The sequence below is a fragment of the Amaricoccus sp. B4 genome (genome assembly GCF_043226085.1).
In the GTDB taxonomy this organism is placed as follows: domain Bacteria; phylum Pseudomonadota; class Alphaproteobacteria; order Rhodobacterales; family Rhodobacteraceae; genus Amaricoccus.
The window spans coordinates 1,830,246-1,853,865 of sequence record NZ_CP171225.1; the positions used below are offsets into that span (position 1 = coordinate 1,830,246).

The following is a 23,620-nucleotide window of genomic DNA, read 5'->3' on the forward strand; positions in this document are numbered from 1 at the left end:
GGGATAACAGCATATGACATCGAAAATCGAAGAGCGCCTCGAAGCGCTCGGAATTTCCCTGCCGGACGCACCCGCGCCGGCGGCCAACTACGTGCCCTTCGTGGTCGCAGGCGACATGGTCTTCATTTCGGGCCAGATCAGCCGCGACGACAGCGGGCTCATCACCGGACAGCTCGGCCGTGATCTCGACAGCGCCGCCGGAGCCAAGGCCGCCCGGACCTGCGCGCTGGCCCTCGTCGCGCAGCTCAAGGCGGCCTGCGGCGGCGATCTCGACCGGGTGAAGCGTGTGGTGAAGCTCTCGGGCTTCGTGAATTCCAGCCCGGATTTCACCGAGCATCCGCAGGTCATCAACGGGGCCTCGGATCTCATGGTAGAGGTCTTCGGCGATGCCGGGCGCCATGCCCGCGCCGCCGTCGGTTCGGTGTCGCTCCCGCTCGGGGTGGCCGTCGAGGTGGAAGGTGTCTTCCAGATCGCCTGATCTTCCGGGCGCCTTTCTCGGCGCCCCCATCGCCCATCGCGGCCTGCATGACCGCGCCTGCGGCGTCATCGAGAACAGCCGCGGCGCGATCCGTGCCGCGATCGAGGCGGGCTACGGTATCGAGATCGACATCCAGCCCGCCGCCTGCGGCGAGGCGATGGTGTTTCACGACGATACGCTCGACCGCCTGACTGCCGAAACCGGCGCCGTGCGGGAGCGGAGCGCCGAGGCGCTCGGGCGCATCGCGCTCACGGCCAGCGGCGGCGAGACCATCCCGACACTCGGCGAGATCCTTGCCCTCGTGGACGGGCGGGCGCCGCTTCTCATCGAGATCAAGGATCAGGACGGCGCGCTCGGGCCCGATGTCGGCCCGCTCGGCGACCGGATCGCGGAGCTGCTCGTCGAGTATGCCGGCCCCGTCGCGGTGATGAGCTTCAACCCCGCCGCGCTCGCAAGCCTCGTGGAGGCCGCGCCGCGGATCCCGCGCGGGCTCATCACCTGCGACTTCACCGCGGAGCACTGGCCCAGGGTTCCGGCGGAGCGGCGGGCGGCCCTTGCCGCGCTTCGCGATCTCGAGCCGCTCGGGGCCGCCTTCATCTCCCACCAGTGGCGAGACCTCTCGAGCCCCGCCGTTCTCGCGGCGAAGGCGGCCGGTCGCGCCGTGCTCTGCTGGACGGTGCGCAGCCCGCGGGAGGAACGCATCGCGCGGGCGCTCGCCGACAACGTGACCTTCGAGGGCTATCTGGCCGAGGTGCCGGAGGACGCGCCCGGCCAGAGCGCTCCCTCGCCGGCTCCCGACCCGCGTCCCGGCGGCCTGGGCTGGCGCCGCCGGCCGCACCGGCAGCCTGCCGGGCCAAGAGGCCATTGACGCAAGCCCGGCGCATGGAGAACACTGCGCGGGGGCCTCACCTTGGGAGAATGCGGTGGACGGCTGCGGCGACGTCGAGATCACGATTCTGAACTCCATCCGGGATGTTCCCTGCGATGAATGGGATCTCTGTGCGGTGCCGGGCGGCGGACCCCCGGCCGATCCCTTCACCACGCATCGCTTTCTTGCCGCCCTCGAGGATTCGGGCAGCGTCGGCCGGGGGACCGGCTGGAACCCGCAGCATCTGGTGGCGCGGCAGGGCGGGATCGTGCTGGCCGTGATGCCGCTCTATGCCAAGAGCCACAGCCACGGCGAATACATCTTCGACCACAACTGGGCCTTCACCTATTCCCGCGCCGGGGGGCGCTACTATCCGAAGCTCCAGTCGGCGGTGCCCTTCACGCCCGCAACCGGACGCCGCTTCCTCACCCGGCCCGGCCGCGAGGGCAGCGGGCGGGCGGCGCTGCTCCAGGGCTGCATCGAGCTCACCACGCGCGAGAACCTTTCGGGCCTGCACGTGACCTTCTGCACCGGGCAGGAGCGGGACTGGGGCGAGGCGGTGGGGCTGCTTGGGCGGACGACGCGGCAGTATCACTGGCACAATCGCGGCTACGGCGATTTCGACGCCTTTCTCGCCGATCTCTCCTCCCGCAAGCGCAAGGCGATCCGCAAGGAACGGGCGAAGGCCCAGGCCTTCGGCGGGGAGATCGTCCCGCTCCGGGGGAACGAGATCGCGCCCGAGCACTGGGAGGCGTTCTGGGCGTTCTATCAGGATACCGGGGCGCGGAAATGGGGCACGCCCTATCTCACCCGCGCCTTTTTCGACTGCATCCACGAGACCATGCGCGACGACATCCTCCTCTTCATGGCCCGGCGGGACGGGCGCTGGGTTGCGGGCGCGCTCAACTTCATCGGGGCGGACGCGCTGTACGGGCGCTACTGGGGCTGTCTCGAGGATCATCCCTGCCTGCATTTCGAGATGTGCTACTACATGGCCATCGAGGCGGCGATGGCGCGCGGGCTGGCCCGGGTCGAGGCCGGGGCGCAGGGCGAACACAAGATCGCGCGCGGCTATCTGCCGGTGGAGACGCATTCGCTGCACTGGTTCTCGAACGAGGCCTTCTCGCGGGCGGTGGCGCAGTTCCTCCGCGCCGAGGCGATGGCGATGGACGAGGAAATCGAGGTCCTGACCACGATGGGGCCGTTCAGGAGAAGCCCGGGAGAAGACAGTGGCCGAGAGATTGAATGAGGCCGAGCGCGCGGCGGAACTGCCCGCGCTCGAGGCGCAGGGATGGCAGCCGGTAACGGGGCGCGACGCGATCGCGAAGACCTTCACCTTCGGGAATTTCGTCGAGGCCTTCGGCTTCATGACCCGCGCAGCGCTCTGGGCGGAGAAATGGAACCACCACCCCGAATGGTTCAACGTCTACCGCACCGTCGAGGTGACGCTCTCGACCCATGACGCGGGCGGGCTCACCGGGCTCGACGTGAAGCTCGCGAAGAAGCTCGACGCGCTCGCCGGATAAGGGCCGGGCTCGGGGGCTGAAGGCTGTGAAAGCGGGGCGTTTCACCGTGAAAACGGAAAAATCTCGCTGATTTCATTGAATTTTCCTGGTTAACATATCATGAACGCGGGCGGAGGCGGCCTGTGGCGGGGCCGCTGTCGTGATGTTTCAAGACGCGGGCCCTCCGCCCGGCCTATGAGGTGCAAGGCTCAGGGAGTGCGGAGAGACGCCATGTTCCTCAGATACACGATCCTCTATGTCGGCGACGTCGCGGCGGCGCTCGATTTCTATGAACGCGCCTTCGGGCTTGCGCGGGGCTTCCTGCACGAGAGCGGCGATTATGGCGAGCTCGCGACCGGCGAGACGAAGCTTGCCTTCTCGTCGCGCGCGCTGATGCGGCAGCTCGGCAAGGCGCCGGGCCGGGCGCGGCCCGAGGCTCCGGTCTTCGAGATCGCCTTCGAGACGGCGGATGTCGGCGCCGCCTTCGAGCGCGCCGTCGCGGCGGGCGCGCGGCCGGTGCAGGCGGCGCGCGACGAGCCCTGGGGCCAGAGGACGGCTTATGTGGCGGACCCCGACGGCTATCTGGTGGAGATCTGCTCGCCGGTCCAGTTGCCGAGCGCCGGCTGAGCCAGGAGGGCGAGCGAGACCGCGTCCCGGCGCAGCCGCGCGGGCGGGATGCCGAACCAGCGGACGCAGTCGCGGGTCATGTGGGCCTGATCGCTGAAGCCGCATTCGATGGCGATCTCCGCCAGCGCGCCGGGCTCTGCGAGCCGCCGGGCGGCGCGGCGGGCCCGGGCGAGAAGCCGCCAGTATTCGGGCGACGGCAGGCCCTCGGCCAGGAAATGCCGCTCTATCGTGCGCGCCGAGACCCCGAGCGTGCGGGCCACGGAGCGCACGGTCGCGCCGGGCGCCGTCAGCGCCAGGATCGCATCGTCGCGCTCGCCCCACGCCCCGCCCTCCTCGGCGAGGATCGATCCGGCGCGCTCGGGATGCGCTGCGATCGCCGCGAGGAGGCGCGGGGAGAGGGCCGCCCCCGGCCGGAGGCGGTAGCCCAGGATCTCGGTGCCGGCCGCGAACACGACGGGGCGCGGCCGGAGGTCGAAGGCCGTCAGACGGATCCGGGGCGCGCTGCGGCGGCTACAGTCCGGGCCGCGGATCAGCAGCACGTCCCGGCAGCCATCGGGAAAGACGATGTGCCGATCCGGGGCCTCCGCCCGGAAGCGCCAGCTGTGGTATCCGCTCTGCGAGGTCATGCCGCGAGGCGTAGCATGATCCGGCCCGGCCCGGAACACCGGGCGCGCGCCGGGCTCTTTCAGACCAGGAAGATGTCGTCGGCGGAGAGATGGGCGTGATTGTCGAGGGTGGCGATCAGCGCCTTTGCCGCGCCGCCCGCGCCGTCGGCGTCGAACCAGAGCCGGCCGCTGTCGCGGTCGTAGACGATCTGCGCCCCGGCGCCGGACGCGGCGGTGCCGAGGTGGAACTCGGCGGTGTCGAGCTGCCCGGCGCCGAGGCCCGTGAAGATGTCGCGCGCGAGGAGGATGCGATCCCCCTCGCCGCGGCTGAAATCGGTGATGTGGTCGGCATTGCTGCCGCGCAGGGCCTCGGCGAAGAGGAAGCTGTCGGCATCGGCATCGCCCGTCAGCCGGTCCTGGCCGCTGCCGCCCGCCAGCTGGTCGCGCCCGGCGCCGCCCGAGAGCCGGTCATCGCCCGCGCTGCCCGAGAGCGTGTCGTTGCCGGTGCCGCCGCTGATCGTGTCGTGGCCCGTCTGGCCGTTGATGCGGTCGTTGCCGCCCTCTCCCCAGAGCTGGTTGGCTTCGGCATTGCCGGTGATGCTGTTGGCGAGCCCGTTGCCCCAGCCGGCGACGGCTTCGCCCCGGAGCACGAGCTTCTCGACATTGGCCGCGAGCCGCACGTTGGTGTAGGCGAGCACCAGATCCACGCCCTCGCCGGGCCGCTCGATGACGCGGTCGATGGAGTCGTCGATGGTGATGGTGTCGCCGTCGATCACGTAGGTGTCGTTGCCCTTGCCGCCGATCATCAGGTCGATGCCCGTGCCGCCGTCCAGCCGGTCGTTGCCGGCGCCGCCGATCAGCGTGTCGCTGCCCGCGCCGCCCGAGAGCGCGTTGGCCGCGACATTGCCCGAGATCCGGTTGTCGAGCCCGTTGCCGGCGCCGTCGATGGCGGCGGTGCCCGTCAGCACGAGGTTCTCCACCGCGCCGCGCAGGCTGGCGGAGGGGGCGAGGCTGAAGCTGACGGCGCTTGCCACGGTGTCGAGGCCGCTGCCGTCGCGCTCGTCCACCAGATCCGAGGCGCGGTCGACCACGTAGCGGTCGTTGCCCGCGCCCCCCACCATCGTGTCGGTGCTGCTGCCGCCGTCGAGGATGTCGTTGCCGGCGCCGCCGATCAGCGTGTCGGTGCCGCTGCCGCCCGACACCTTGTCGTCGCCGGACCAGCCGCGATAGCTGTCGTTGCCGGCGCCCATGTCGATCCGCGGGCCGGTATCGCCGAATTTCGCGAGGCCGGAGAAGTCGAAGGTGTCCGAATAGGCGGTGCCGGTCAGCGCAAGGCCCGCGCGGCTGAAGACCTCGATGCCTGAGGCGGCGTCGAAGATCAGGTTGTGGCGGTCCGCGTCCCCGGTGAGCCGCACCGTATCCTGGCCCGCGCCGCCGAGGATGGTGTCGTTCCAGCCGTAGCCGGAAAGGAGCAGCAGATCGTCGCCCGCCCCGCCGTCGAATTCCACCAGCGATCCCTCGGCGCGCAGCGTGTCGTTGCCCGCGCCGCCGGTGAATTTTGCGGTGCCGCCGGAGGTCAGGACAGAGTCGGCGCCCGCGTGGCCGATGAAGGTGTTGTTGCCCGCCGCCATCTCGATGGCGCGGCCGCCCCAGGCGACGCTCTCGAGGCCCGAGAGGTCGATCGTGTCATTGCCGCTCGTGCCGCGCAGGGTGCCGGCGCGGAGATCCAGCGTCTCGACGCCCGCCGCGCTGTCCAGGATCAGGCGCGACCAGGTGACATCGGCCTCGAGCCGCAGCGTGTCATCGCCCGCGCCGCCGAGGAAGGTGTCGTTGCCCGAGCCCGAGACCAGGAAGAGATCGTCGCCATCGCCGCCGTCGAATTCGTCGAGCCCGGTGCCGCCATCCTGCAGCACGTCGTTGCCCGCGCCGCCATAGAGCCGGTCATAGCCCTCGTCGCCGCGCAGCGTGTCGTTGCCGCCGCCGCCGTAGAGACGGTCGCTGCCCTCGCCGCCGCGCAGGGAATCGTTGCCCGTTTCCTCGTCGGGAAAGCCGGTCCCGGCCGGGTAGCCGTAGATCCAGTCGCCAGAGGCGGTGCCAAGCAGGGTGTCGTTGCCCTGGGTGCCGTAGATTGCCATGCACATCTCCCGATACAGACGTCGAACACAAGATCCTCCGCGCCGCGCGGGCGGGCGGTGACGGGCTTGGTGCCGGCTGGGGCGGGCTCCGGCAATCGGCTCTCGACGGACGGTGTGGCCCGGCGGACGAATGACCGGAGCAATCGACGAACGGCGGGATTTCGTCTGCGAACGCCGCTCGACAGCGCGCCCGGCGCCGGAGAAAATGGCGCATGAGCATTGCCTTCGATCACAGGCCCGGTCCCGGCCCCATGTCGGCCTTCAGCCGCGAGGTGAAGATCCTCGGGCTGTCCTTCGCGCTCGTGCTGTTCGTGATCGCCAGCATCGTCTGGGGGCTCGCGGGCATCGATCCGGTCGAGACCGCGATCCCGAAGCTGGTCGGCATCCTGGGCGATGCGCTCCTCGCGGTGACCATCACCCTGGTGCTGTGGCGGATCCGGCGCCTCTCGCTCGGGCTGAAGGCGCTGGCCGCGATCGCGATGTCGCTGGCCGCGGCGCCGGTCTCCGCCCTGATCGACTGGGGGTTCCATGCCGTCTGCGTCTATCCCGAGCCGGTGCCGTTCAACCCGGAATATTTCGCCCAGGTGGTGGTCTTCACCACATCGGAGCTCTTCGGCTGGTCCTGCCTCTATCTCGCCCTGCAATACAGCGCCCAGGTCCGCGCCTCCGAGCGGCATCTGGCCGCGGTGCGGCAGCAGGCGACGGAGGCGCAGCTCCGCGCCCTGCAGTATCAGGTCAATCCGCATTTCCTCTTCAACACCCTCAACACGATTTCCGGGCTGATCGAGGAGGGCGAGAACCGGCCCGCGAACGAGATGGTGCTGGGGCTGGCCGGGTTCCTGCGCAGGACGCTGGCGCTCGATCCGCTGTCGGACCTGCCGCTCGGCGCGGAGATCGCGCTGCAGAGGGATTATCTGCGGATCGAGGAGACCCGCTTTTCCGACCGCCTGTCGGTGCGGATCGACGTCGCGCCCGCGGCGCAGCGGGCGCTTGTGCCGGCGCTGCTGCTGCAGCCGCTCATCGAGAACGCGATCCGCCATGGCGTGGCGCGGACCCCCGGCCGGGCCGAGCTCGAGATCGGCGCCCGCATCGAGCCGGGCGAAACGCTCGCGATCTGGGTCGAGAACCCGGTGCCGGAGGCGGGCGGGGCGACCGCGACCGGGCTGGGGATCGGGCTCAGGAACGTGGCGGAGCGGCTGGCGGCGCGCCATCCGGGCCATGCGACCTCCTGCGCGTTCGGCCCCGCCGGGCCGGGCCGGGTGCGGGTCGAACTCAGGATGCCCTTCCGGACATGACAGGCCCGTCGCCCCTGCGCGCCCTGATCGCGGATGACGAGCCGATCGCGCGGCGGAGGCTCGCGCGGGCGCTTGCCCGGCTGGGCGGGGTCGAGCTGGTCGGCGAGGCGGGCGATTGCGATCAGACGGTCGGCGCGGTGCGCGCGCTCCGCCCCGACCTCCTGCTCCTCGATGTGCAGATGCCCGGCGGTGACGGCTTTGCGGTGGTCGACCGCCTCGCGGGCGCCTTGCCGCCGGTGATCTTCGTCACCGCCCATGACGGCTACGCCCTCCGGGCCTTCGAGGCCGCGGCGCTCGACTACCTCACGAAGCCGGTCGAGCTGCCGCGCCTCGCCGCCGCCCTGTCGCGCGCAAGGACCTGGATCGCGGCAAGCGACCGGGCCGAGCGGATCGCCGAGCTGCAGGCCACGGTCGCCGCATTGCGCGCCGCACCGCGCGAGGCGCAGGCGCCCTCACGCGATCTCTGGGTCAAGGGCCGCCTCGGCCACCAGCGCATTCTCATCGACAGCATCGACTATATCCGCGCCGAGCGCGACTATGCCCGCCTCGTCATCGGCAGCCAGTCGCATCTGATCCCCGAGACCATCGCCGCGCTCGCCGAACGGCTCGCGGCCTTCGGCTTTCTCCGCATCCACCGCAGCCTGCTGGTGCGGCAGGCGGCCGTGCGCGGCCTCGGCCGGCGCCGCTGCGGCGGGCTCGTGGCGCGGCTCCCGGACGGCACCGAGCTGCCGGTCGGCCGCAGCCACGCCCAGCGCGTCCAGCGCGCGCTCGGGGTGAGACCGGCCGCCGAGTAGCCAGCCCCCGACCGCCTCATCCGTCGCGGGACTGCGCCTCGGCCGTTGCCAGCGCCCGGAACCGTTTCATCGGCGCGGTGTCGCGCCGGCCCCGCCGCGACAGCAGCGAGATCTGGTAGGAGATCGCGAACCGGTCGGTGAGGCGGCGCAGTTCCCCGCGCGCCACGAGCGGCGCCGCGACATGATCGGGGAGATAGCCGAGCGTCGGCAGCGCCCGGAGGATCACGGTCACCGCCTCGAGATTGGCCGCATTCGCCGCCACCCTGCCGAGGCGGGGCGCCTCGCCATCCGCCGGCGCGAGATCGTAGCTGCGGCCGACCCAGTCCGCCGCCTCCAGCACGGCGGCCTCCACCGGCGCCTCGGGGTCGCGAAAGAGCGGGTGCGGCGGGCCGCAATAGATGTGCTGCCGCTCGAGATAGAGCGGCACGGTGTCGAAGCGGTCGTCCCCGACCGGAAAGGCGCCGATCGCGAGGTCGAGGGATTTCGCGTCGATCCGGCTCGCCAGAACCGTCTGGATGTCCTGGGTGATCTCGAGCCGGACATCCGGCGCGCGCTCGTGGAAGAGGCGCACCAGCCCCACCACCGAAAAGCCCGGGTCGGTCGAGGTGTGATCGAGCATGCCGAGCCGGAGCGTGCCGACCACCCGGTGCGAGAGGTCCGAGGTGGTCTGGAGGAACTCGTTCATCGCCCCTTCGAGGCGGGCATAGGCGTCGAGCGTCGTCCGGCCGCGCTCGGTGAGGCGGAAACCCCCGGGCCCGCGCTCGCAGAGACGAAAGCCCAGACGCCGCTCCAGCCCCGAGAGCTGCGCCGAGATGGTCGACTGGCTGATGTCGAGCTCGCGTTCCGCCCCGGCGAAGCTCCGGCAGCGGCTGATGGTGCGGAAGACGTGAAGCGCCCTGAGATCGGCGGCGGAGAGCGAGGCGAGCATGGCGCCGACTTTCCCAAAAGCTTCGATCCCGATCAAACCTTTTTATCGATCCCGCGTGATGGGCCGGGGCGCATCCGGCTGCTAGGCTCTCCCCAATACCGAATTTGCGGCATTCGTTCGATGTGCCCTGGCGCGCATCCCGATCCGCCCCCGCCTGCCACGCAATGCCAACCCGCCTTTTCAGGAGAGGTCGCCATGTACCTGTCAGACCGAATGACTGCCGAACTCGAGGAACGGCTCGCGCAGAAGTCCCGCGAGCTTGCCGAGGATCCGGCCTACCGCCCGCTTCCCGCCGCCGACTGGGCCGCCCTCGCGGCCATCTTCGCGGTTTCCCTCGTCGCGCTCGCCCTCGTCGGGCTCTGAGACGCATGCCACACGGAGTGAACACAGTGCAGACGGATCACATCGACGGCACGGCTCAGGACATCGCCCTGAAGGACTGCCTGCCACTGCTGGCGCGCGAGCGCCAGTGGGGGCTTTTCGACTTCATCTGGGTCCAGTCGGGCCTCGCCATCGCCACCTGGGCCTTTCTCTTCGGCGGCGTCACGGCGCTCTTCGTCGGCTTCTGGGACGGTCTCTGGACCATGCTGGTGGGCAACTGCCTCGGCGCCATCGCGATGATGATGGCCTCCGCCATCATGACCTGCAAATGGGGCACCGAGCATTTCGTGATGCAGCGCGCGATCTACGGCGCGCTCGGCGTGCTGGTGCTCGTCATCGGCCTCATCGCGCCCTTCATCCTCGGCTGGACCACCATCCTTGCGCTGATGTTCGGCCGCGCCGCGGTGCAGGTCAGCAATGCGCTCACGGGCGCCGAGACCGCCGACACCTCGATCGCCGTCACGCTCATCGCCCTCGGCGCGCTCGCCTTCGGCTGGTGGATCGTCGCGAACGGCGAGAAGGCCGTGCGCATCCTCAACCGCTTCATCGCGCCGGGCCTCATCGCCATGAGTGCGATCCTTTTGGGCACCATCTTCAGCCAGGTTCCCTTCGCCGACATCGTGGCGGCGCCGGCCATCGACCCGACGGGCGATCGCGCGACGGATCTGATGCTCGCGATCGAGCTCAACATCGCCGCGGGTGCCGGCTGGTGGGGGGCCGTGGGCAACATCGCCCGCGGGGCGAAGACCCAGCGCGCCGCGACCTGGGGCAGCTTCATCGGCCTCGTGCCCGTGGCCGTGCTCGCGCAGATGGTCGGCCTCACGGCGGCGCTCGTCATGGGCGACAGCGACCCGACCGTCTGGATGATGCCGATCGTCGGCCCGCTCGTCGGCTCGATCCTGCTCGCCTTCCTCGCCTTCGCGAACCTCACCTCCATGGCGAGCTTCGTCTATTCCGGCGCGCAGTGCTTCACCCAGCATCTCGGCGCCTGGACCCAGCGGCTCGGCTGGGTCCGGCTCACCGGCGCGATGTTCGGGATCTGTGCGCTCCTGATCCTCTTCACCGCGACCGCCCTCTACGACCGGTTCTTCGTCTTCGTGGCCTGGACGCAGGCGGTGCTCGTCTCCGGCATCGGCGTGGTGATCGCGGATTACTACCTGCTGCGCCGCCAGCGGCTCGACCTCGCCGCGCTCTACGATCTCGGCGCCGGCAGCCGCTATCACTTCTGGGGCCGGGTGAATGTCGCGGCGCTCGCCTCGCTCGGGCTCGGGATCGCGGTCTTCGCGGCGCTCTTCGATCCCTACAATCTCGTCGGCAAGCTCAGCTTCTCGGCGACCTCCGCCTCGCTTCCCGCCATGCTCGCGGCGCTCGCCTGCCACTACGTGCTGACCCGCGCCATCGTCATCCCGCTCGGCAAGGGGGGCTACCGCACCGCGGCCCCCCGGAGCAGCGCGACACCCTTCGCCGGAGAAACCGCCCGATGACCGCCCGGACCTTCAACCAGCCCCTCGGGGGCAACGAGATGCCGCGCTTCGGCGGCCCGGCGACGATGATGCGCCTGCCGGCCGCCGGAACCGCCGAAGGGCTCGACGCCTGTTTCGTCGGGATCCCGATGGATATCGGCACCTCCAACCGCCCCGGCACCCGGCTCGGGCCGCGGCAGATCCGCGACGAAAGCCGGATGATCCGGCCCTACAACATGGCGACGGGGGCCGCCCCCTTCGCGCGGATGCAGGTGGCCGATATCGGCGACGTGCCGATCAACACCTTCGACCTGAAGAAATCCGTGGAGATCATCGCCGATCATTATCGCGGCATCCTCGCGCACGGCGCGGTGCCCCTCACGCTCGGCGGCGATCACACGCTGACCTGGCCGATCCTGCGCGCGATGCGCGAGGTGCATGGCCCCGTCGCCCTGATCCATGTCGATGCCCATGCCGACATCAACGACGAGATGTTCGGCGAGAAGGTCGCGCATGGCTGCCCGTTCCGCCGCGCCTGGGAGGAGGACTGCCTCCGGAACGACAAGGTGTTCCAGATCGGGCTGCGCGCCACCGGCTATGCCCCGGACGATTTCGACTGGGGCCGGCGGAACGGCTGGACCGTGGTTCAGGCCGAGGCTTGCTGGTATCAGTCGCTGAAGCCGCTGATGGCGCAGGTGCGCGAGACCATCGGCAACGCGCCCTGCTACCTCAGCTTCGACATCGACAGCCTCGACCCGGCCTTCGCGCCGGGCACCGGCACGGTGGAGCCCGGCGGGCTCACCACCTGGCAGGCCTACGAGATCGTGCGGGGCTGCGCTGGGCTCAATCTCGTCGGCTGCGATCTGGTCGAGGTCTCGCCGCCCTACGATCCGAGCGGCAACACGGCGCTGATCGCGGCCAACCTGCTCTACGAGATGCTCTGCGTGCTGCCGGACCGGCGGGCGTGACGGGAGGACAGCTTGGAAACGCTTGAAGATCTCACGGCGCGCATGCGTCCCCTCTTCATCGGCGGGGACTGGCGGCGGGCCGAGGGCGCGGACACCATCGAGGTGTGCGATCCCTGCACCGGCGCGCCGTTTGCCCGGACCGGAACCGCCTCGGCGGAACAGGTGAGCGCGGCCGCCCAAGCCGCTGCGCGGGCCTTCGCGACCTGGCGCCGGACGGCGGCGGCGGATCGCGCCGCCCTGCTCGACGGCTTCGCCGCCGGGCTCCGCGCCCGGAAGCCGGTGCTGGTCGCGCTCCAGATGCGCAACAACGGCAAGCCGCGGGCGGAAGCCGAGACCGATCTCGACGATGCGGCGGCCTGCTTCGACTATTACGCGGGCCTCGCCCGCGGTCTCGACGCCCCGCGGGCCGCGGAGACGCTCTCCGATCCGCACTTCGCCGGGCGGCGCGCCGATGCGCCCATCGGGCCTGTGGGGCTCATCGTGCCGTGGAACTTCCCGCTGGTCACCAGCGCCTGGAAGATCGCGCCCGCGCTTGCCGCCGGGTGCACCGCCGTCCTGAAGGTGTCCGAGATGACGCCGCTCGCGGAGCTGGCCTATGGCGACATCGCGCAGGAGATCGGCCTGCCGGCGGGGGTGCTCAACATCGTCACGGGGCGCGCGGAGGTGGGGCGCGCCATCGGGAGCGATCCGCGGTTCGCCAAGCTCTCCTTCACCGGCTCGAACGGCGTCGGTGCGGCGGTGATGGCGGCGGCGGCGGCGCGGACGGTGCCGGTTTCGCTCGAGCTCGGGGGCAAGTCGCCGATCGTGGTGACGGCCGATGCCGATCTCGAACTCGCGGCCGATCTGGTCGCGGGCGGCATCTTCACCAATTGCGGCCAGATGTGTTCGGCCACCTCGCGGCTGATCGTCGAGGAGCCGGTCGCGGAGGCGCTCGTCGCGGCGCTGGTCGAGCGGGCCGAAAACCTCGCGCTCGGCGCGCCCGAGACGGCGGAGATGGGGCCGCTCACCACGCGGCCGCACTACCTTCGGGTCTCTGCCATGTTCGCGCGCGCGCGGCAGGAGGGCGCGCGCTGCCTGACCGGTGGCGCGGCCGAGGGCGATCCGGCGGGGCAGTTCGTCCGGCCGACGATCTACGAGGACGTGCCGGCGGCGAGCTTTCTCTGGCGCGAGGAGCTCTTCGCCCCCGTCCTCGCGGTGCGCCGCTGCCGCGACGACGCCGAAGCGATCCGGCTTGCGAACGACACGGATTTCGGCCTCGCCGCCACCGTCGTGTCCGGAGACCCGGAGCGCGCCGGAGCGATCGCCGAGCGGATCGACGCGGGCCACATCTGGATCAACACGCCGCAGGTGATCCTGCCCGAGACGCTCTGGGGCGGCTTCCGCGCCAGCGGCATCGGCCGCGAACTCGGCCCCTCCGGCCTCGAGGCCTACCGGCAGAAGAAATTCATCACCACCAGAACCGCCGCCACGGCCTGACATGGGGGACCGCCATCCTGAGGGTTGAAGGGGCCGGCCGCAGGGCTGGCCCTGCCCGGCGAAACCGGATCGGGCAAGAAAACGGCGGCGGGGAGACTGCGACATTCCGACCTGATGTCGGCAAATGCCGCGCCGCGGCCTCCGGGCCGCGCGGGTCAGACCGGGCGGATCAGCTTCTTTTCGAGGACGCGCAGCACGGTGGCGAGGTCGGAGCCGCGGCGGAGGATGCGGCCGTCCATGCCGAGCACGGCGTATTGCTGCTGCCGGGCGGCAAGGCGCGGGCGCTTCTCGATCCGGTAGACCGGGTGCTCGGCGGTGTGGCGGAAGACCGAGAACACCGCCACATCGCGCAGCATCGAGATGCCGTAATCGCGCCAGATCCCGGCCGCGACCATGCGGCCGTAGAGACCGAGAATGACGGAAAGCTCCGTTCGGTGAAAGCTCACGCGTTCGGGAGGCTGGGGAAACGGCGTGATATCCGCGGAGTGCACCATGGCGTCCAGAATGGCCGCGATCCGGGCCGTTGGCAAGTTTTCGTTGCGCGGGCGGGCGCTTGGGCGGGATCGGGCCGAGCCCGCGGCGCGGGATGCCCCCGGCCCTGCCCCCCGTCCGCAGCCAAGGCTTGGCAGCGGGCGCGAAGACGCCTAGGCTCCGGGCAAAACCAGTGCGACGGGTTCCCCGGGGGAGGAACAGCCATGCAGATGCCGGAACCGGATCCGGATATCCTGAGGCGCAAGGCGGCGATCGTCGCCCATCTCGAGGATATCCTGCCCAGGGGCGCGGTGATTTCCGAGCCCGAAGAGGTGCGCGCCTACGAATGTGACGCGCTGACCGCCTATCGCTGCCCGCCGCTCGCCGTGGTGCTGCCCGCGAGCACGGCGGAGGTCTCCGCGGTGCTCGAGCTCTGCCATCGCGAGGGCGTGCCGGTGGTGCCGCGCGGTTCGGGGACGAGCCTTGCGGGCGGGGCGCTGCCGACCGCCGATTGCGTGCTGCTCGGCGTGGCGCGGCTCAACCAGGTGCTCGAGACCGATTACGAGAACCGCTTCATCCGGGTGCAGACGGGGCGCACCAATCTCAGCGTCACCGGCGCGGTGGAGGCGGACGGCTTCTTCTACGCGCCCGACCCGTCGAGCCAGCTCGCCTGCGCCATCGCGGGCAACATCGCGATGAATTCGGGCGGCGCGCATTGCCTCAAGTATGGCGTCACCACCAACAACCTGCTCGGCGTCACGCTCGTGCTGATGGACGGGACGGTGGTGGAGCTCGGCGGCGCGCATCTCGATGCCGCGGGCTATGACCTTCTCGGCGTCATCTGCGGCTCGGAGGGCCAGCTCGGCGTGGTGACGGAGGCGACGCTCCGCATCCTGCGGAAGCCCGAGGGCGCCCGGCCGGTGCTGATCGGGTTCGATTCGAGCGAGGTGGCGGGCGCCTGCGTCTCCGACATCATCAAGGCGGGGCTGCTGCCGGTGGCGATCGAGTTCATGGACGGGCCGAGCATCCGGGCCTGCGAGGATTTCGCGCGCGCGGGCTATCCGGATGTCGAGGCGCTGCTGATCGTCGAGGTCGAGGGCTCGGAGACGGAGATCGACGAGCAGCTCGCGCGGATCAGCGACATCGCCCGGCGGCATGCGCCGCGCGAGCTGCGCGAGAGCCGGTCGGCGGCGGAATCGGCGCTGATCTGGAAGGGGCGCAAGGCAGCGTTCGGCGCCATGGGCCAGATCGCGGACTACATCTGTCTCGACGGGGTGATCCCGGTGAGCGAGCTGCCCTACGTGCTGCGCCGGATCACCGAGCTGACCGCGGAGTACGGCCTCGGGGTCGCGAATGTCTTTCACGCCGGGGACGGCAATCTCCACCCGCTGCTGCTCTATGATGCCAATGCGCCGGGCGATCTGGAGAAGGCCGAGGCGCTGGGGGCCGACATCCTCCGGCTCTGCGTCGAGGTGGGGGGCTGTCTCACCGGCGAGCATGGCGTGGGGGTGGAGAAGCGTGACCTGATGAGCCATCAGTACGGGCCCGACGATCTCGAGGCGCAGCTCAGGGTGAAGGACGTGTTCGATCCGGACTGGCTGCTGAACCCGGCCAAGGTCTTCCCGCTCGCGGCGAGCGAAAGCCGGCGGCGCCGCGCGGCCGCGCCAGTGGCCTGAGCCGATGGCGGAGATCCTTCCGAAGGACGAGGCGGAGCTTGCCGAGGCGGTGGCCGCGGCTGCCGCGGAACGGCGGGGCCTTGCGATCCGGGGCGGCGGCACGCGGGAGGCCGGCCGGGCCGCGGCCGAGGATGTGCTTTCGCTCGCGGGGCTCACCGGCATCACGCTCTACGAGCCGGGCGCGCTCACGCTCGTGGTCCGTGCCGGCACGCCGCTCGCGGAGGTGACGGCGGCGCTGGCGGCGGAGGGCCAGAGGCTCGCCTTCGAGCCCTGGGACCCGCGCGGCTTTTCCGGACGGAACGGCGTTCCGACCGTCGGCGGCATGGCGGCGGTCAATGCCTCCGGGCCGCGGCGCATCCAGGCCGGGGCCTGTCGCGATGCGATGATCGGGGTGCGCTTTGTCGACGGCACCGGGCGGGTGATCCGCAATGGCGGCCGGGTGATGAAGAACGTGACCGGCCTCGATCTGGTGAAGCTCATGGCCGGAAGCCACGGCACGCTCGGGGTGATGACGGAGATCGCCTTCAAGCTGCTCCCCTGCCCCGAGACGGTGGCGAGCGTGGTGATCGACGGGCTCGACATCGCCACCGCGGCCCGCGCGATGACGACGGCGATGGCGACGCCCTATGACGTGACCGGCGCGGCGCATCTGCCCGACGGGCCGGACGGCGCGCCGCTCACCATGCTGCGGCTCGAGGGGTTCGAGACCTCGGTGGCGCACCGGGCGCAGGAGCTTTCGGCGGTGCTGCGCCATTTCGGGCCGACCCGGCGGATCGAGGGCGCGGGGCACTGGCCGCTGGTGCGCGACGCGGGCGGTTTCGGCGGGCGCCTCGGTGCGGTCTGGCGCATCTCGGTCCGGCCGACCGACGGGCCGTTGCTGGCCGCGCGGCTCGGGGGCGCGGAACTGATCCTCGACTGGGCGGGCGGGCTCGTCTGGGCGCTGGTGCCGGAGGATCTCGACCTGCGCGCGCTCATGGGCGGCATCGGCGGCCATGCGACGCTGCTGCGCGGCGCGCCCGAAACCTTCGCCCGCTGGGGCGCGTTCCACCCCGCCCCCGCGCCGGTCGCGGGGCTCTCGGCCGGGCTCCGCGCGCGCTTCGACCCGGCGGGCATCCTCAATCCCGGGCTGATGGACACGCGGCCTTCCCGCGCGGCCGTGGCCTGAGGCGGAGAGCGACATGCAGACGAATTTCAGCGCCGAGCAGCTTGCCGACCCGGAGGTGGCGCGGTCGAACAAGATCCTGCGGGCCTGCGTGCACTGCGGGTTCTGCACCGCCACCTGCCCGACCTATCAGGTGCTGGGCGACGAGCTCGACAGCCCGCGCGGGCGGATCTACCTCATCAAGGACATGCTGGAGAAGGGGCGGCCCGCGGATGAACGCACCGTGCGGCATATCGACCGCTGCCTCTCCTGCCTCTCCTGCATGACGACCTGCCCCTCGGGGGTGGATTACATGCATCTCGTGGACCATGCGCGGGTGCATATCGAGCGGACCTACCGCCGGCCGCTGCCCGACCGGGCGATGCGCTGGCTGCTCGCGCGCATCCTGCCCTATCCCAGGCGCTTCCGCTTCGCGATCCTCGGCGCCTGGATCGCGCGGCCCTTCGCGCGTCTGCTGCCCCGCACGCTCGGGGCGATGATCCGCTTCGCGCCCCGCTCGCTGCCGCCGCCGAGCCGGATGGACGACCCGCAGGTCTTTCCCGCCGAGGGCACCCGGCGGCGGCGCGTGGCGCTGCTCACCGGCTGCGCCCAGCGCGCGCTCAACACCGACATCAACGCGGCGACCATCCGGCTGCTGACCCGGCACGGCTGCGAGGTGGTGATCGCGCGGGGGCTCGGCTGCTGCGGCGCGCTCACCCATCACATGGGCAAGGAGGAGGAGGCGCGCGCCCATGCCGCGGGCACGATCCGGGCCTTCATGCGCGAGATCTCGGGCCAGGGGCTCGATGCGATCGTCATCAACACCTCCGGCTGCGGCACGGTGGTGAAGGATTACGGCACGCTCTTCGAGGGCCACCCGCTCGAGCCGCAGGCCCGGCGGGTCGCCGAACGGGCGCGCGACGTGGTCGAGCTGATGGTCGAGCTCGGGGTGGAGACGCCCGCGACGCCGCGCAAGCTGCGCGTTGCCTATCACGCTGCCTGCTCGCTCCAGCACGGCCAGCGCGTCACCGGCGCCCCGAAGGCGCTGCTCGCCGCGGCGGGCTACGAGGTGGTGGAGCCGCGCGATGCGCATCTCTGCTGCGGCTCGGCCGGAACCTACAACCTGCTCCAGCCGGAGATCTCGGCGAAGCTCCGGGAGCGCAAGGTCGCGACCCTCGAGGTGCTGGAGCCGCAGATCGTGGCGGCGGGAAACATCGGCTGCATGATGCAGATCGGCTCGGGGACGGAGGTGCCGGTGGTCCATACCGCCGAGCTGCTCGACTGGGCGACGGGCGGACCGCGCCCGCCGGCGCTGGCCGGGCTGGCGGTCTGACGCCCATGCGCCGGGCGATCGCCGGGCTCGCGCTCCTGCTGCTTGCAGCCGGCGCGGGCGGCGGACCGGCCGGCGCGCAGCCCTTTACCCGGGGCCGGATGCTCGAGCCGGGCGAAGCGGGCGCCTATCGCGCCGTCGGCCGGCTCAACCTCGGCGGCGCGGGCTTCTGCACCGCGACGCTCGTCTCGCCGCGCGAGGCCGTCACCGCCGCCCACTGCCTCTTCGAGGCGCGCACCGGCGCCCCGCGCCGCCTCTCGGGCCTGCGCTTCGTGGCGGGCTTCGACCGGGGCCGCTATGCCGCCCTCCGGGGCATCGTCGGGGCCGCGGTGACGCCGGGCTTCCGCTTCGACGGCACGGCGCCCGACCGGACACTCGCGGACGATCTCGCCCTGCTCCTCCTCGATGCGCCGGTCGCGGCGGAGGACGCGGTGCCGCTCGCCTTCGGCGGGCCGCGCACCGAGGCCGACGGCCTGCTGGCGATCGTGGCCTACGCCCGCAACCGCTCGCAGGCCCCCTCGCGCCTCGGGCCCTGCCGCTCGATCCCCTGGCAGCCGCGGCTCATCGCGCTCGACTGCCGGGTGGATTTCGGCGCCTCGGGCGCCCCGGTGCTGGCCGGGCCGGAGACCGGCCCGCTCCGGCTCGTCGCCGTTGTCTCGGCCCTTGGCGAGGCGCAGGGCGGGCTTCATGCCACGACGCTCGCGGTCGAGGCCGACCCCGCCCGGCTCGAGGCCCTGCGCAGGATCGCGGCGCAGGCCATCTGGCCCGTGAGCGGGCCTGCGCCGGACTAGGGTCAGGCGCTTCGCACCGGCCAGACCTCGAGCAGCCCCGAGAGGAGCACGAGCGCGCCGCCCGCGATCTCGAGGGGCGCGAGATGCTCGCCCGCGAACAGCGCCGCCGACACGGCCCCGACCAGCACTTCGACCATCAGCAGGATGCCGACCCGCGCGGGTTCGAGCCGGACGGTCGCCCACATCAGGCTGGCAATGGAAAGCGCCCACCAGATCCCGCCCGTCGCGGCGGCAAGCCCGAACGCGCGCAAGGGGCTTTCGAGCCCCGCCGCGGCGGGAAGGGGCGCCAGGGCGGGGGCGAGCAGCAGGGCTGCGGCGGCGGCGCCTGCGGCGAAGACGAAGGCCGCCTCGCCCGGACCGAGATCGGATTTCGTGCGGATGCCGGTGGTCGCCACCGACCAGAGCAGCCCCGCGAGCAGCGCCATCCATTCCCCGGCACTGCGCGGCAGCGGCGCCTCGCCCCGGGCGCTGAGCATCACCACAAGGCCGAGAAGGCCGACGGCGATGGCGACGATCCGCAGGCGCGGCGTCTGCCAGCCCATGACATAGCGGCCGATGAGCGTGCTCCAGACCGGGGTGAGAAAGTAGAGCAGGATGATGATCGCCACGCGGCCATGGACGAGCCCCACGGAATAGAGCGCGAAGGCTGCGCCCCCGAGCGCGACCGAGGCGAGCGCGAGGGGGTGCGCCGCCGCCAGCGCCCGCCGGCGCCGGATCGCGAGGGGGGCGAGCAGGAGGCCTGCGGCAAGGGTGATCGCCGCCGTGCCCCAGGCGCCGGCGAGACCCAGGGCGTCGAGCGCGCGGACGGGAAGCCAGTAGAGCCCCCAGAACGCGCCGGTGGCGAAGACGATTGCCGTGGCGCGCGCGGTCTGGCGGTCTCCCTCCATGCCCCGCGCCTATGCCGGGCGCCGGCGGAAGGCACGCGTCCGTTTCCGGCCCGCTGCGGCGCTCGGGAGCTGCAAAAAATTCTGCCGCGCGCCGCCGGAAGCTCTTGATAAGGCGGGGGACTGTTCCCACATGCGCACTGTCCGGCGCCGAAGGAACGGGCCGGGCGGACGACCCGAGGACCTGTCCGGATGGAAGGTCCGATCAGATGTATCGCTTCTCAGAGGATGCAGACCATGCGCCATTTTGACCTTACCCCGCTCTATCGCTCTTCCGTCGGTTTCGACCGTCTCGCCAATGTGCTTGACCAGGTGATGGCCGGTGACGTGAGCCAGAACACCTATCCGCCCTACAACATCGAGAAGACCGGCGATGCGACCTATCGTATCACGATCGCGGTCGCGGGCTTCGCCGAAGACGAGCTCACGATCGAGAGCCGTGAAGGCCAGCTCGTTGTGTCGGGTCGCAAGACCGAGACCGAAGAGGACAAGAAGGGCACCTTCCTGCACCGCGGCATCGCGACCCGCGCTTTCGAGCGCCGGTTCCAGCTTGCCGACCATGTGCGCGCCGTGGAGGCCGCGACCGAGAACGGCCTGCTCCACATCGACCTCGTGCGTGAGGTTCCCGAAGCGCTGAAGCCGCGCAAGATCGAGATCGCGCGCAAGCAGCCCGCCCTCGAAGGCGCCTCGACGACCGCCTGAGGCGGCGGCTCACGGGCGGCGGGACCGGAAGCCGGTCCCGGCACCCTCATCTCCTGACATGAATGCGCCCTGCGGAGCGTCCTCCGCAGGGCTTTTTCGTCTGGCCTCGGCCGCCCCGCCCGCGGTACGGGGCGCAGGTTACATCCCCTCGATGGGGCCGAGCTTCAGGAAGTGGGTCTCGCCCGAGCTGTCGTCGACGCCGTCGTTGTCGGTGACGGCATAGGCATATCCCGCGGCATCGACCGTGAAGCCCTCGATCTTGTCGACCACATAGCCCTTCGCGGCCTTCTTGAGGTCGGGCAGGAAGTCGCGCACCTCCGTCTTCGTCACCAGCGGCAGATCGCCCCCGAGCGGCGCGGGCCGCATCTCGGCCAGCGGCACGCGGTAGAGCTTCTTGATCTTCGCCGCCGCGCCGGTCTGATTGTCCCGCTCGACGATATAGGCATCCTCGCCGTAGATGGTGATCTCGCTGATCCCCATCCAGCCGTTGTCGGTCTGGTCAAGCGGATAGCGCACCGCGCCCCACTCCCCGTTCTCGAGGTTGTAGGAGAGAAGCTTCACCGCGCCCTTCGGGTCATCGGCCCATTCGCGCTGGATCGCGATCCAGAGCACCGGGCCTGCGGAGGCGATGCCTTCGGAGCCGAAGCGGGTCTCGTTGGCGAGCAGTTCCTCGGGGAAATCGATCTCGTCGGTGATCGCGCCGGTGGCATCGACATGGAAGATCGCGTGCGGCACCTGCTTGTCGGCATTGCCCTCGTTCGCGATCCAGAAGCCGCCCTTGCCGTCGGGCGTGAGGCCCTCCTGGTCGAGATGCGCGGCCGGAACGCCGTCGCGGGTCACGCGGATCGCACGGAGGATGCGGGCGGGCGTCGCCTTGGCGTCGATCTCGAAGATCGTCGGCTGACCGCCATAGAAGCTGTCGTTGACCGCATAGAGCTTGCCGGGCTCCGCGGGATCGGCGGCCAGGCCCGAGAGCGCCCCCCAGCCGGTCAGCGGCGCGAGCCCGGCGGAGGTGATCGAGGGATATTCGGCGGCGGCATCCTGGAGCTCGTAGAGCATCACATGCGACCGCGCGCCGCCATCCTCGACCAGATCGCTCTCGTTGGCGGTGACAAGGAGATTGCGCGCGGGGATCGTCACCGCGCCTTCCGGCGAGATGCCCGAGGGCAGGATCTGCTGGAAGACCGGGGCGCCATCCTCGAGCCGGTAGACCCCGACGATGGAGGCGCGCTCGGCGAGCACGAAGACGTAGTCCTCGCCGCCGAAATTGCCGGTCGCAAGCCCCTCCGGCTCGACGCCCTTGTTCTCGCTGCGCGTCTCCGGATAGTGGCCGGTCTCGACCGCGGCGCGCTCGAATTCGGTGCCGCTCTCGAAGGCAAGGCTGCCGTCGCGGTTGAAGATGGAGAAGCCGCGCGACCCGCCCTGGTAGTCGCCTTCGTTCGCCACCACGAGCTGGCCGGTGCCGAGCCACTTGACCGCGTCGGGCTCGCGCTTCACGCCCTGGAGGCTGCCGGTGAAATCGAGGGTGCCGTCCTCGATCACGTCGATGCCGTCGAGATCCACCGCGCCTGCGGAGAAATGCGAGAGCACCGTGCCATCGCGCGCGAGGATCACGATGTGGTTGTTTTCCTGCAGCGTCAGCGCGATCTCGCCGCTTGCGTTGATGTCGACGAACTCGGGCTCCGGATCCTCGGCGGCGATATCGGCAAGGCCGGTGAGCTCGGCCTTCAGCAGCCCGCCGCAGTCCGCCGCGCCGTCCTTGAGCGGCACGATCGCGACATACCCGCCCGGAAGCTGCGGCAGCGCGCCGTCATCGAGCTCCTCGTCGCGCTCGTTCTCGATCGCGACCGCGAGGAAGCTGCCGTCGGGCGCGATGGCGATGCTGTCGGGCTGGCCGCCGAGATCGCAGGTCGCGGTGATCGTCTTCTGGCCGATCGCGACGCTGGCGAGATGCCCCGAGGGCGCGGTGTAGCTTTCCGAGGTGTTGACCGCGACGAAGGCCGTGTCGTTGCCGAGCACCGCGACGGACGTGGGCTCGCCGCCCATCGCGAGTGACCCGCCCGCCACCGGCTTCTTCGGATCGGAGATGCCGACGAAGCCGATCGCGCCCTGCGGGCTGTCGCTATAGACGAGGGTCATGCCGTCTTCGGTCGCGGCGATGATCTCCGCCGAGGTCTCGGTCATCGGATCGGCATCGGCGGCCAGATTCTCCGGCACGGCGAAGGTCGCGATGCGGTTGAAGGCCGTTTCGGCCCGGACGGGCAGCGCGGCCGCGAGAGCGGCCAGGGACACGGCCCCGGCGAGCTTCATTTGCATGGGGAACTCCTTCTCGGTCAGCGCTTCTCTTGGGTGCCACGTGCGACACCCTCATGACGCCTTCGTGTCAGTTCGGTGTCGTCAGGGCAATGGCCGGTGCGCGGCCCCCGCAACTGGACGTCGCGGCGCGCGCGGGTGCCCTCGTGTGCCGCGAAGCCCTGCCAGCGGCCGGTGATCGCAGGGCTCGCGCCGATGCGGATCCCGGCGGCAGGGCGCAGGCGGGTCATACCGAGTTCAGGCGACACGCGGACGGAACACGCGATGGCGGCGCTGCAGCCGGCGCCAGGCAAGGACGATCCGGCGCCCAGCGCGAGCAGCGGGCCGGCATAGGGCACGAAGGCGCCGCATTCGCGCACCAGATAGCTCGCGCCATGGACCGCCGCGGCAGTGTGGCCGGAGGGAAAGCCTCGGGTCGAACCGCCAGGGCGGAGATTGATCTCCGCGGCACCGAGCCCGTTCTTCAGCCCGTGCACCACCGCCATGTTGCCGGCAAACCGCGCGGCATAATCTCCGAAATCCCCGCGCAGCACGGCGCAGGCGGTGCCGAGAACCGGCAGCGCGATCTGGATGCTGTCTCCGAGCCGTTCGTTGCGCGCCCCGACCGCCGAGGCGGCCTGAAGCATGGCGATGACGCAGATCGCGGCCGCGATCTGCTGGCGCGTCCGTCGGCGGATCCGGGCGATGGGCGGCGCGAGGCCGTGGCGGAGAGCCGGAAGCATTTCGGGCGGGACATCCGATTCCACTTGCTGCATCTGCATCCAGCTAGCGGCCGTGCCTGACGGTTCG

Annotated in this window: 23 protein-coding genes; 16 read left to right on the plus strand and 7 right to left on the minus strand. The window is 71.0% G+C overall.

Annotated elements, in window-relative coordinates; translation table 11 throughout:
• Positions 1–13: 13 nt before the first annotated feature.
• From ACF66B_RS08815 to ACF66B_RS08835, 5 genes are all read left to right on the plus strand, one after another.
• On the plus strand, positions 14–478 hold the full coding sequence (locus ACF66B_RS08815) for a RidA family protein (protein ID WP_111431933.1): 465 nt from the start codon (positions 14–16) through the stop codon (positions 476–478).
• Positions 459–1,346 (plus strand): glycerophosphodiester phosphodiesterase family protein, encoded by an 888-nt coding sequence (locus tag ACF66B_RS08820; RefSeq protein WP_392664711.1) that lies wholly within the window; start codon positions 459–461, stop codon positions 1,344–1,346. The genes ACF66B_RS08815 and ACF66B_RS08820 overlap by 20 nt, the downstream gene beginning before the upstream one ends.
• A 55-nt stretch (positions 1,347–1,401) precedes the next feature.
• The gene (locus ACF66B_RS08825) at positions 1,402–2,595 is read left to right on the plus strand and encodes a GNAT family N-acetyltransferase (protein WP_111431935.1); all 1,194 of its coding nucleotides are present in this window, start codon (positions 1,402–1,404) and stop codon (positions 2,593–2,595) included.
• Entirely contained in the window at positions 2,576–2,872 is a 297-nt protein-coding gene (locus ACF66B_RS08830; protein ID WP_111431975.1) for a 4a-hydroxytetrahydrobiopterin dehydratase, read from the plus strand. Before ACF66B_RS08825 ends, ACF66B_RS08830 begins: the two co-directional genes overlap by 20 nt.
• 210 nt (positions 2,873–3,082) lie before the next feature.
• A complete protein-coding gene (locus ACF66B_RS08835) occupies positions 3,083–3,478 on the plus strand; it encodes a VOC family protein (RefSeq protein ID WP_111431936.1) in 396 nt (131 codons plus the stop codon).
• Here ACF66B_RS08835 and ACF66B_RS08840 read toward each other — a convergent pair.
• Positions 3,430–4,104, minus strand: a complete 675-nt coding sequence (locus ACF66B_RS08840; protein ID WP_111431937.1) for a helix-turn-helix domain-containing protein — start codon at positions 4,102–4,104, stop codon at positions 3,430–3,432. The genes ACF66B_RS08835 and ACF66B_RS08840 overlap by 49 nt on opposite strands.
• Positions 4,105–4,163: 59 nt before the next feature.
• On the minus strand, positions 4,164–6,218 hold the full coding sequence (locus ACF66B_RS08845) for a calcium-binding protein (RefSeq protein WP_162683443.1): 2,055 nt from the start codon (positions 6,216–6,218) through the stop codon (positions 4,164–4,166).
• Positions 6,219–6,430: 212 nt separating this feature from the next.
• On the opposite strand from ACF66B_RS08845, the gene ACF66B_RS08850 reads away from it, so the two are divergent.
• Positions 6,431–7,513: a histidine kinase gene (locus ACF66B_RS08850; protein WP_111431939.1), complete on the plus strand. Its 1,083-nt coding sequence runs from the start codon at positions 6,431–6,433 to the stop codon at positions 7,511–7,513.
• Positions 7,510–8,307, plus strand: coding sequence for a LytTR family DNA-binding domain-containing protein (locus ACF66B_RS08855; protein ID WP_111431940.1), 798 nt, complete (start codon positions 7,510–7,512; stop codon positions 8,305–8,307). Before ACF66B_RS08850 ends, ACF66B_RS08855 begins: the two co-directional genes overlap by 4 nt.
• 16 nt (positions 8,308–8,323) lie before the next feature.
• Here ACF66B_RS08855 and ACF66B_RS08860 read toward each other — a convergent pair whose 3' ends face one another.
• The gene (locus tag ACF66B_RS08860) at positions 8,324–9,235 is read right to left on the minus strand and encodes a LysR family transcriptional regulator (RefSeq protein WP_111431941.1); all 912 of its coding nucleotides are present in this window, start codon (positions 9,233–9,235) and stop codon (positions 8,324–8,326) included.
• Positions 9,236–9,430: 195 nt separating this feature from the next.
• On the opposite strand from ACF66B_RS08860, the gene ACF66B_RS08865 reads away from it, so the two are divergent.
• From ACF66B_RS08865 to ACF66B_RS08880, 4 genes are read left to right on the plus strand one after another with little or no spacing between them, the layout of a single operon-like run.
• Positions 9,431–9,598 (plus strand): hypothetical protein, encoded by a 168-nt coding sequence (locus ACF66B_RS08865; protein WP_162683444.1) that lies wholly within the window; start codon positions 9,431–9,433, stop codon positions 9,596–9,598.
• A 26-nt stretch (positions 9,599–9,624) separates the two neighbouring features.
• Positions 9,625–11,100, plus strand: a complete 1,476-nt coding sequence (locus ACF66B_RS08870; RefSeq protein WP_162683445.1) for a cytosine permease — start codon at positions 9,625–9,627, stop codon at positions 11,098–11,100.
• A complete protein-coding gene (speB, locus tag ACF66B_RS08875; RefSeq protein WP_111431943.1) occupies positions 11,097–12,047 on the plus strand; it encodes an agmatinase in 951 nt (316 codons plus the stop codon). The genes ACF66B_RS08870 and speB overlap by 4 nt, the downstream gene beginning before the upstream one ends.
• Positions 12,048–12,059: 12 nt before the next feature.
• Complete coding sequence (locus tag ACF66B_RS08880; RefSeq protein WP_392664719.1) at positions 12,060–13,523, plus strand: aldehyde dehydrogenase family protein; 1,464 nt, start codon at positions 12,060–12,062, stop codon at positions 13,521–13,523.
• A gap of 155 nt (positions 13,524–13,678) precedes the next feature.
• On the opposite strand, the gene ACF66B_RS08885 is transcribed toward ACF66B_RS08880, so the two are convergent.
• Positions 13,679–14,017: a DUF2794 domain-containing protein gene (locus ACF66B_RS08885; protein ID WP_111431977.1), complete on the minus strand. Its 339-nt coding sequence runs from the start codon at positions 14,015–14,017 to the stop codon at positions 13,679–13,681.
• A 201-nt stretch (positions 14,018–14,218) separates the two neighbouring features.
• On the opposite strand from ACF66B_RS08885, the gene ACF66B_RS08890 reads away from it, so the two are divergent.
• From ACF66B_RS08890 to ACF66B_RS08905, 4 genes are read left to right on the plus strand one after another with little or no spacing between them, the layout of a single operon-like run.
• Positions 14,219–15,670 (plus strand): FAD-linked oxidase C-terminal domain-containing protein, encoded by a 1,452-nt coding sequence (locus tag ACF66B_RS08890; RefSeq protein WP_111431944.1) that lies wholly within the window; start codon positions 14,219–14,221, stop codon positions 15,668–15,670.
• Between the two features lie 13 nt (positions 15,671–15,683).
• Positions 15,684–16,835 (plus strand): FAD-binding protein, encoded by a 1,152-nt coding sequence (locus tag ACF66B_RS08895; protein WP_392664843.1) that lies wholly within the window; start codon positions 15,684–15,686, stop codon positions 16,833–16,835.
• 13 nt (positions 16,836–16,848) lie between these two features.
• Positions 16,849–18,144 (plus strand): glycolate oxidase subunit GlcF, encoded by a 1,296-nt coding sequence (gene glcF, locus ACF66B_RS08900; protein WP_111431946.1) that lies wholly within the window; start codon positions 16,849–16,851, stop codon positions 18,142–18,144.
• 5 nt (positions 18,145–18,149) lie between these two features.
• Complete coding sequence (locus ACF66B_RS08905) at positions 18,150–18,932, plus strand: trypsin-like serine protease (RefSeq protein ID WP_111431947.1); 783 nt, start codon at positions 18,150–18,152, stop codon at positions 18,930–18,932.
• A gap of 2 nt (positions 18,933–18,934) precedes the next feature.
• Here ACF66B_RS08905 and ACF66B_RS08910 read toward each other — a convergent pair whose 3' ends face one another.
• On the minus strand, positions 18,935–19,819 hold the full coding sequence (locus tag ACF66B_RS08910) for a DMT family transporter (RefSeq protein WP_111431948.1): 885 nt from the start codon (positions 19,817–19,819) through the stop codon (positions 18,935–18,937).
• A 234-nt stretch (positions 19,820–20,053) separates the two neighbouring features.
• On the opposite strand from ACF66B_RS08910, the gene ACF66B_RS08915 reads away from it, so the two are divergent.
• Positions 20,054–20,518 carry an Hsp20 family protein gene (locus tag ACF66B_RS08915; protein ID WP_111431978.1) on the plus strand — a complete coding sequence of 155 codons (465 nt, stop codon included), beginning with the start codon at positions 20,054–20,056 and terminating at the stop codon, positions 20,516–20,518.
• A 138-nt stretch (positions 20,519–20,656) separates the two neighbouring features.
• Here ACF66B_RS08915 and ACF66B_RS08920 read toward each other — a convergent pair whose 3' ends face one another.
• Both ACF66B_RS08920 and ACF66B_RS08925 read right to left on the minus strand, forming a co-directional pair.
• Positions 20,657–22,834 (minus strand): esterase-like activity of phytase family protein, encoded by a 2,178-nt coding sequence (locus ACF66B_RS08920; protein ID WP_111431949.1) that lies wholly within the window; start codon positions 22,832–22,834, stop codon positions 20,657–20,659.
• Between the two features lie 17 nt (positions 22,835–22,851).
• Positions 22,852–23,586 (minus strand): hypothetical protein, encoded by a 735-nt coding sequence (locus ACF66B_RS08925; RefSeq protein WP_162683446.1) that lies wholly within the window; start codon positions 23,584–23,586, stop codon positions 22,852–22,854.
• Positions 23,587–23,620: the final 34 nt, after the last annotated feature.

Excerpts from the sequence above, each read along its gene's own strand:
- ACF66B_RS08815 (WP_111431933.1), top strand. The coding sequence starts at position 14 with ATGACATCGAAAATCGAAGAGCGCCTCGAAGCGCTCGGAATTTCCCTG.
- ACF66B_RS08835 (WP_111431936.1), top strand. The coding sequence starts at position 3,083 with ATGTTCCTCAGATACACGATCCTCTATGTCGGCGACGTCGCGGCGGCG.
- ACF66B_RS08840 (WP_111431937.1), bottom strand. The coding sequence starts at position 4,104 with ATGACCTCGCAGAGCGGATACCACAGCTGGCGCTTCCGGGCGGAGGCC.
- ACF66B_RS08845 (WP_162683443.1), bottom strand. The coding sequence starts at position 6,218 with ATGGCAATCTACGGCACCCAGGGCAACGACACCCTGCTTGGCACCGCC.
- ACF66B_RS08850 (WP_111431939.1), top strand. The coding sequence starts at position 6,431 with ATGAGCATTGCCTTCGATCACAGGCCCGGTCCCGGCCCCATGTCGGCC.
- ACF66B_RS08855 (WP_111431940.1), top strand. The coding sequence starts at position 7,510 with ATGACAGGCCCGTCGCCCCTGCGCGCCCTGATCGCGGATGACGAGCCG.
- ACF66B_RS08860 (WP_111431941.1), bottom strand. The coding sequence starts at position 9,235 with ATGCTCGCCTCGCTCTCCGCCGCCGATCTCAGGGCGCTTCACGTCTTC.
- ACF66B_RS08865 (WP_162683444.1), top strand. The coding sequence starts at position 9,431 with ATGTACCTGTCAGACCGAATGACTGCCGAACTCGAGGAACGGCTCGCG.
- speB (WP_111431943.1), top strand. The coding sequence starts at position 11,097 with ATGACCGCCCGGACCTTCAACCAGCCCCTCGGGGGCAACGAGATGCCG.
- ACF66B_RS08885 (WP_111431977.1), bottom strand. The coding sequence starts at position 14,017 with ATGGTGCACTCCGCGGATATCACGCCGTTTCCCCAGCCTCCCGAACGC.
- ACF66B_RS08890 (WP_111431944.1), top strand. The coding sequence starts at position 14,219 with ATGCAGATGCCGGAACCGGATCCGGATATCCTGAGGCGCAAGGCGGCG.
- glcF (WP_111431946.1), top strand. The coding sequence starts at position 16,849 with ATGCAGACGAATTTCAGCGCCGAGCAGCTTGCCGACCCGGAGGTGGCG.
- ACF66B_RS08905 (WP_111431947.1), top strand. The coding sequence starts at position 18,150 with ATGCGCCGGGCGATCGCCGGGCTCGCGCTCCTGCTGCTTGCAGCCGGC.
- ACF66B_RS08910 (WP_111431948.1), bottom strand. The coding sequence starts at position 19,819 with ATGGAGGGAGACCGCCAGACCGCGCGCGCCACGGCAATCGTCTTCGCC.
- ACF66B_RS08915 (WP_111431978.1), top strand. The coding sequence starts at position 20,054 with ATGCGCCATTTTGACCTTACCCCGCTCTATCGCTCTTCCGTCGGTTTC.
- ACF66B_RS08920 (WP_111431949.1), bottom strand. The coding sequence starts at position 22,834 with ATGCAAATGAAGCTCGCCGGGGCCGTGTCCCTGGCCGCTCTCGCGGCC.
- ACF66B_RS08925 (WP_162683446.1), bottom strand. The coding sequence starts at position 23,586 with ATGCAGCAAGTGGAATCGGATGTCCCGCCCGAAATGCTTCCGGCTCTC.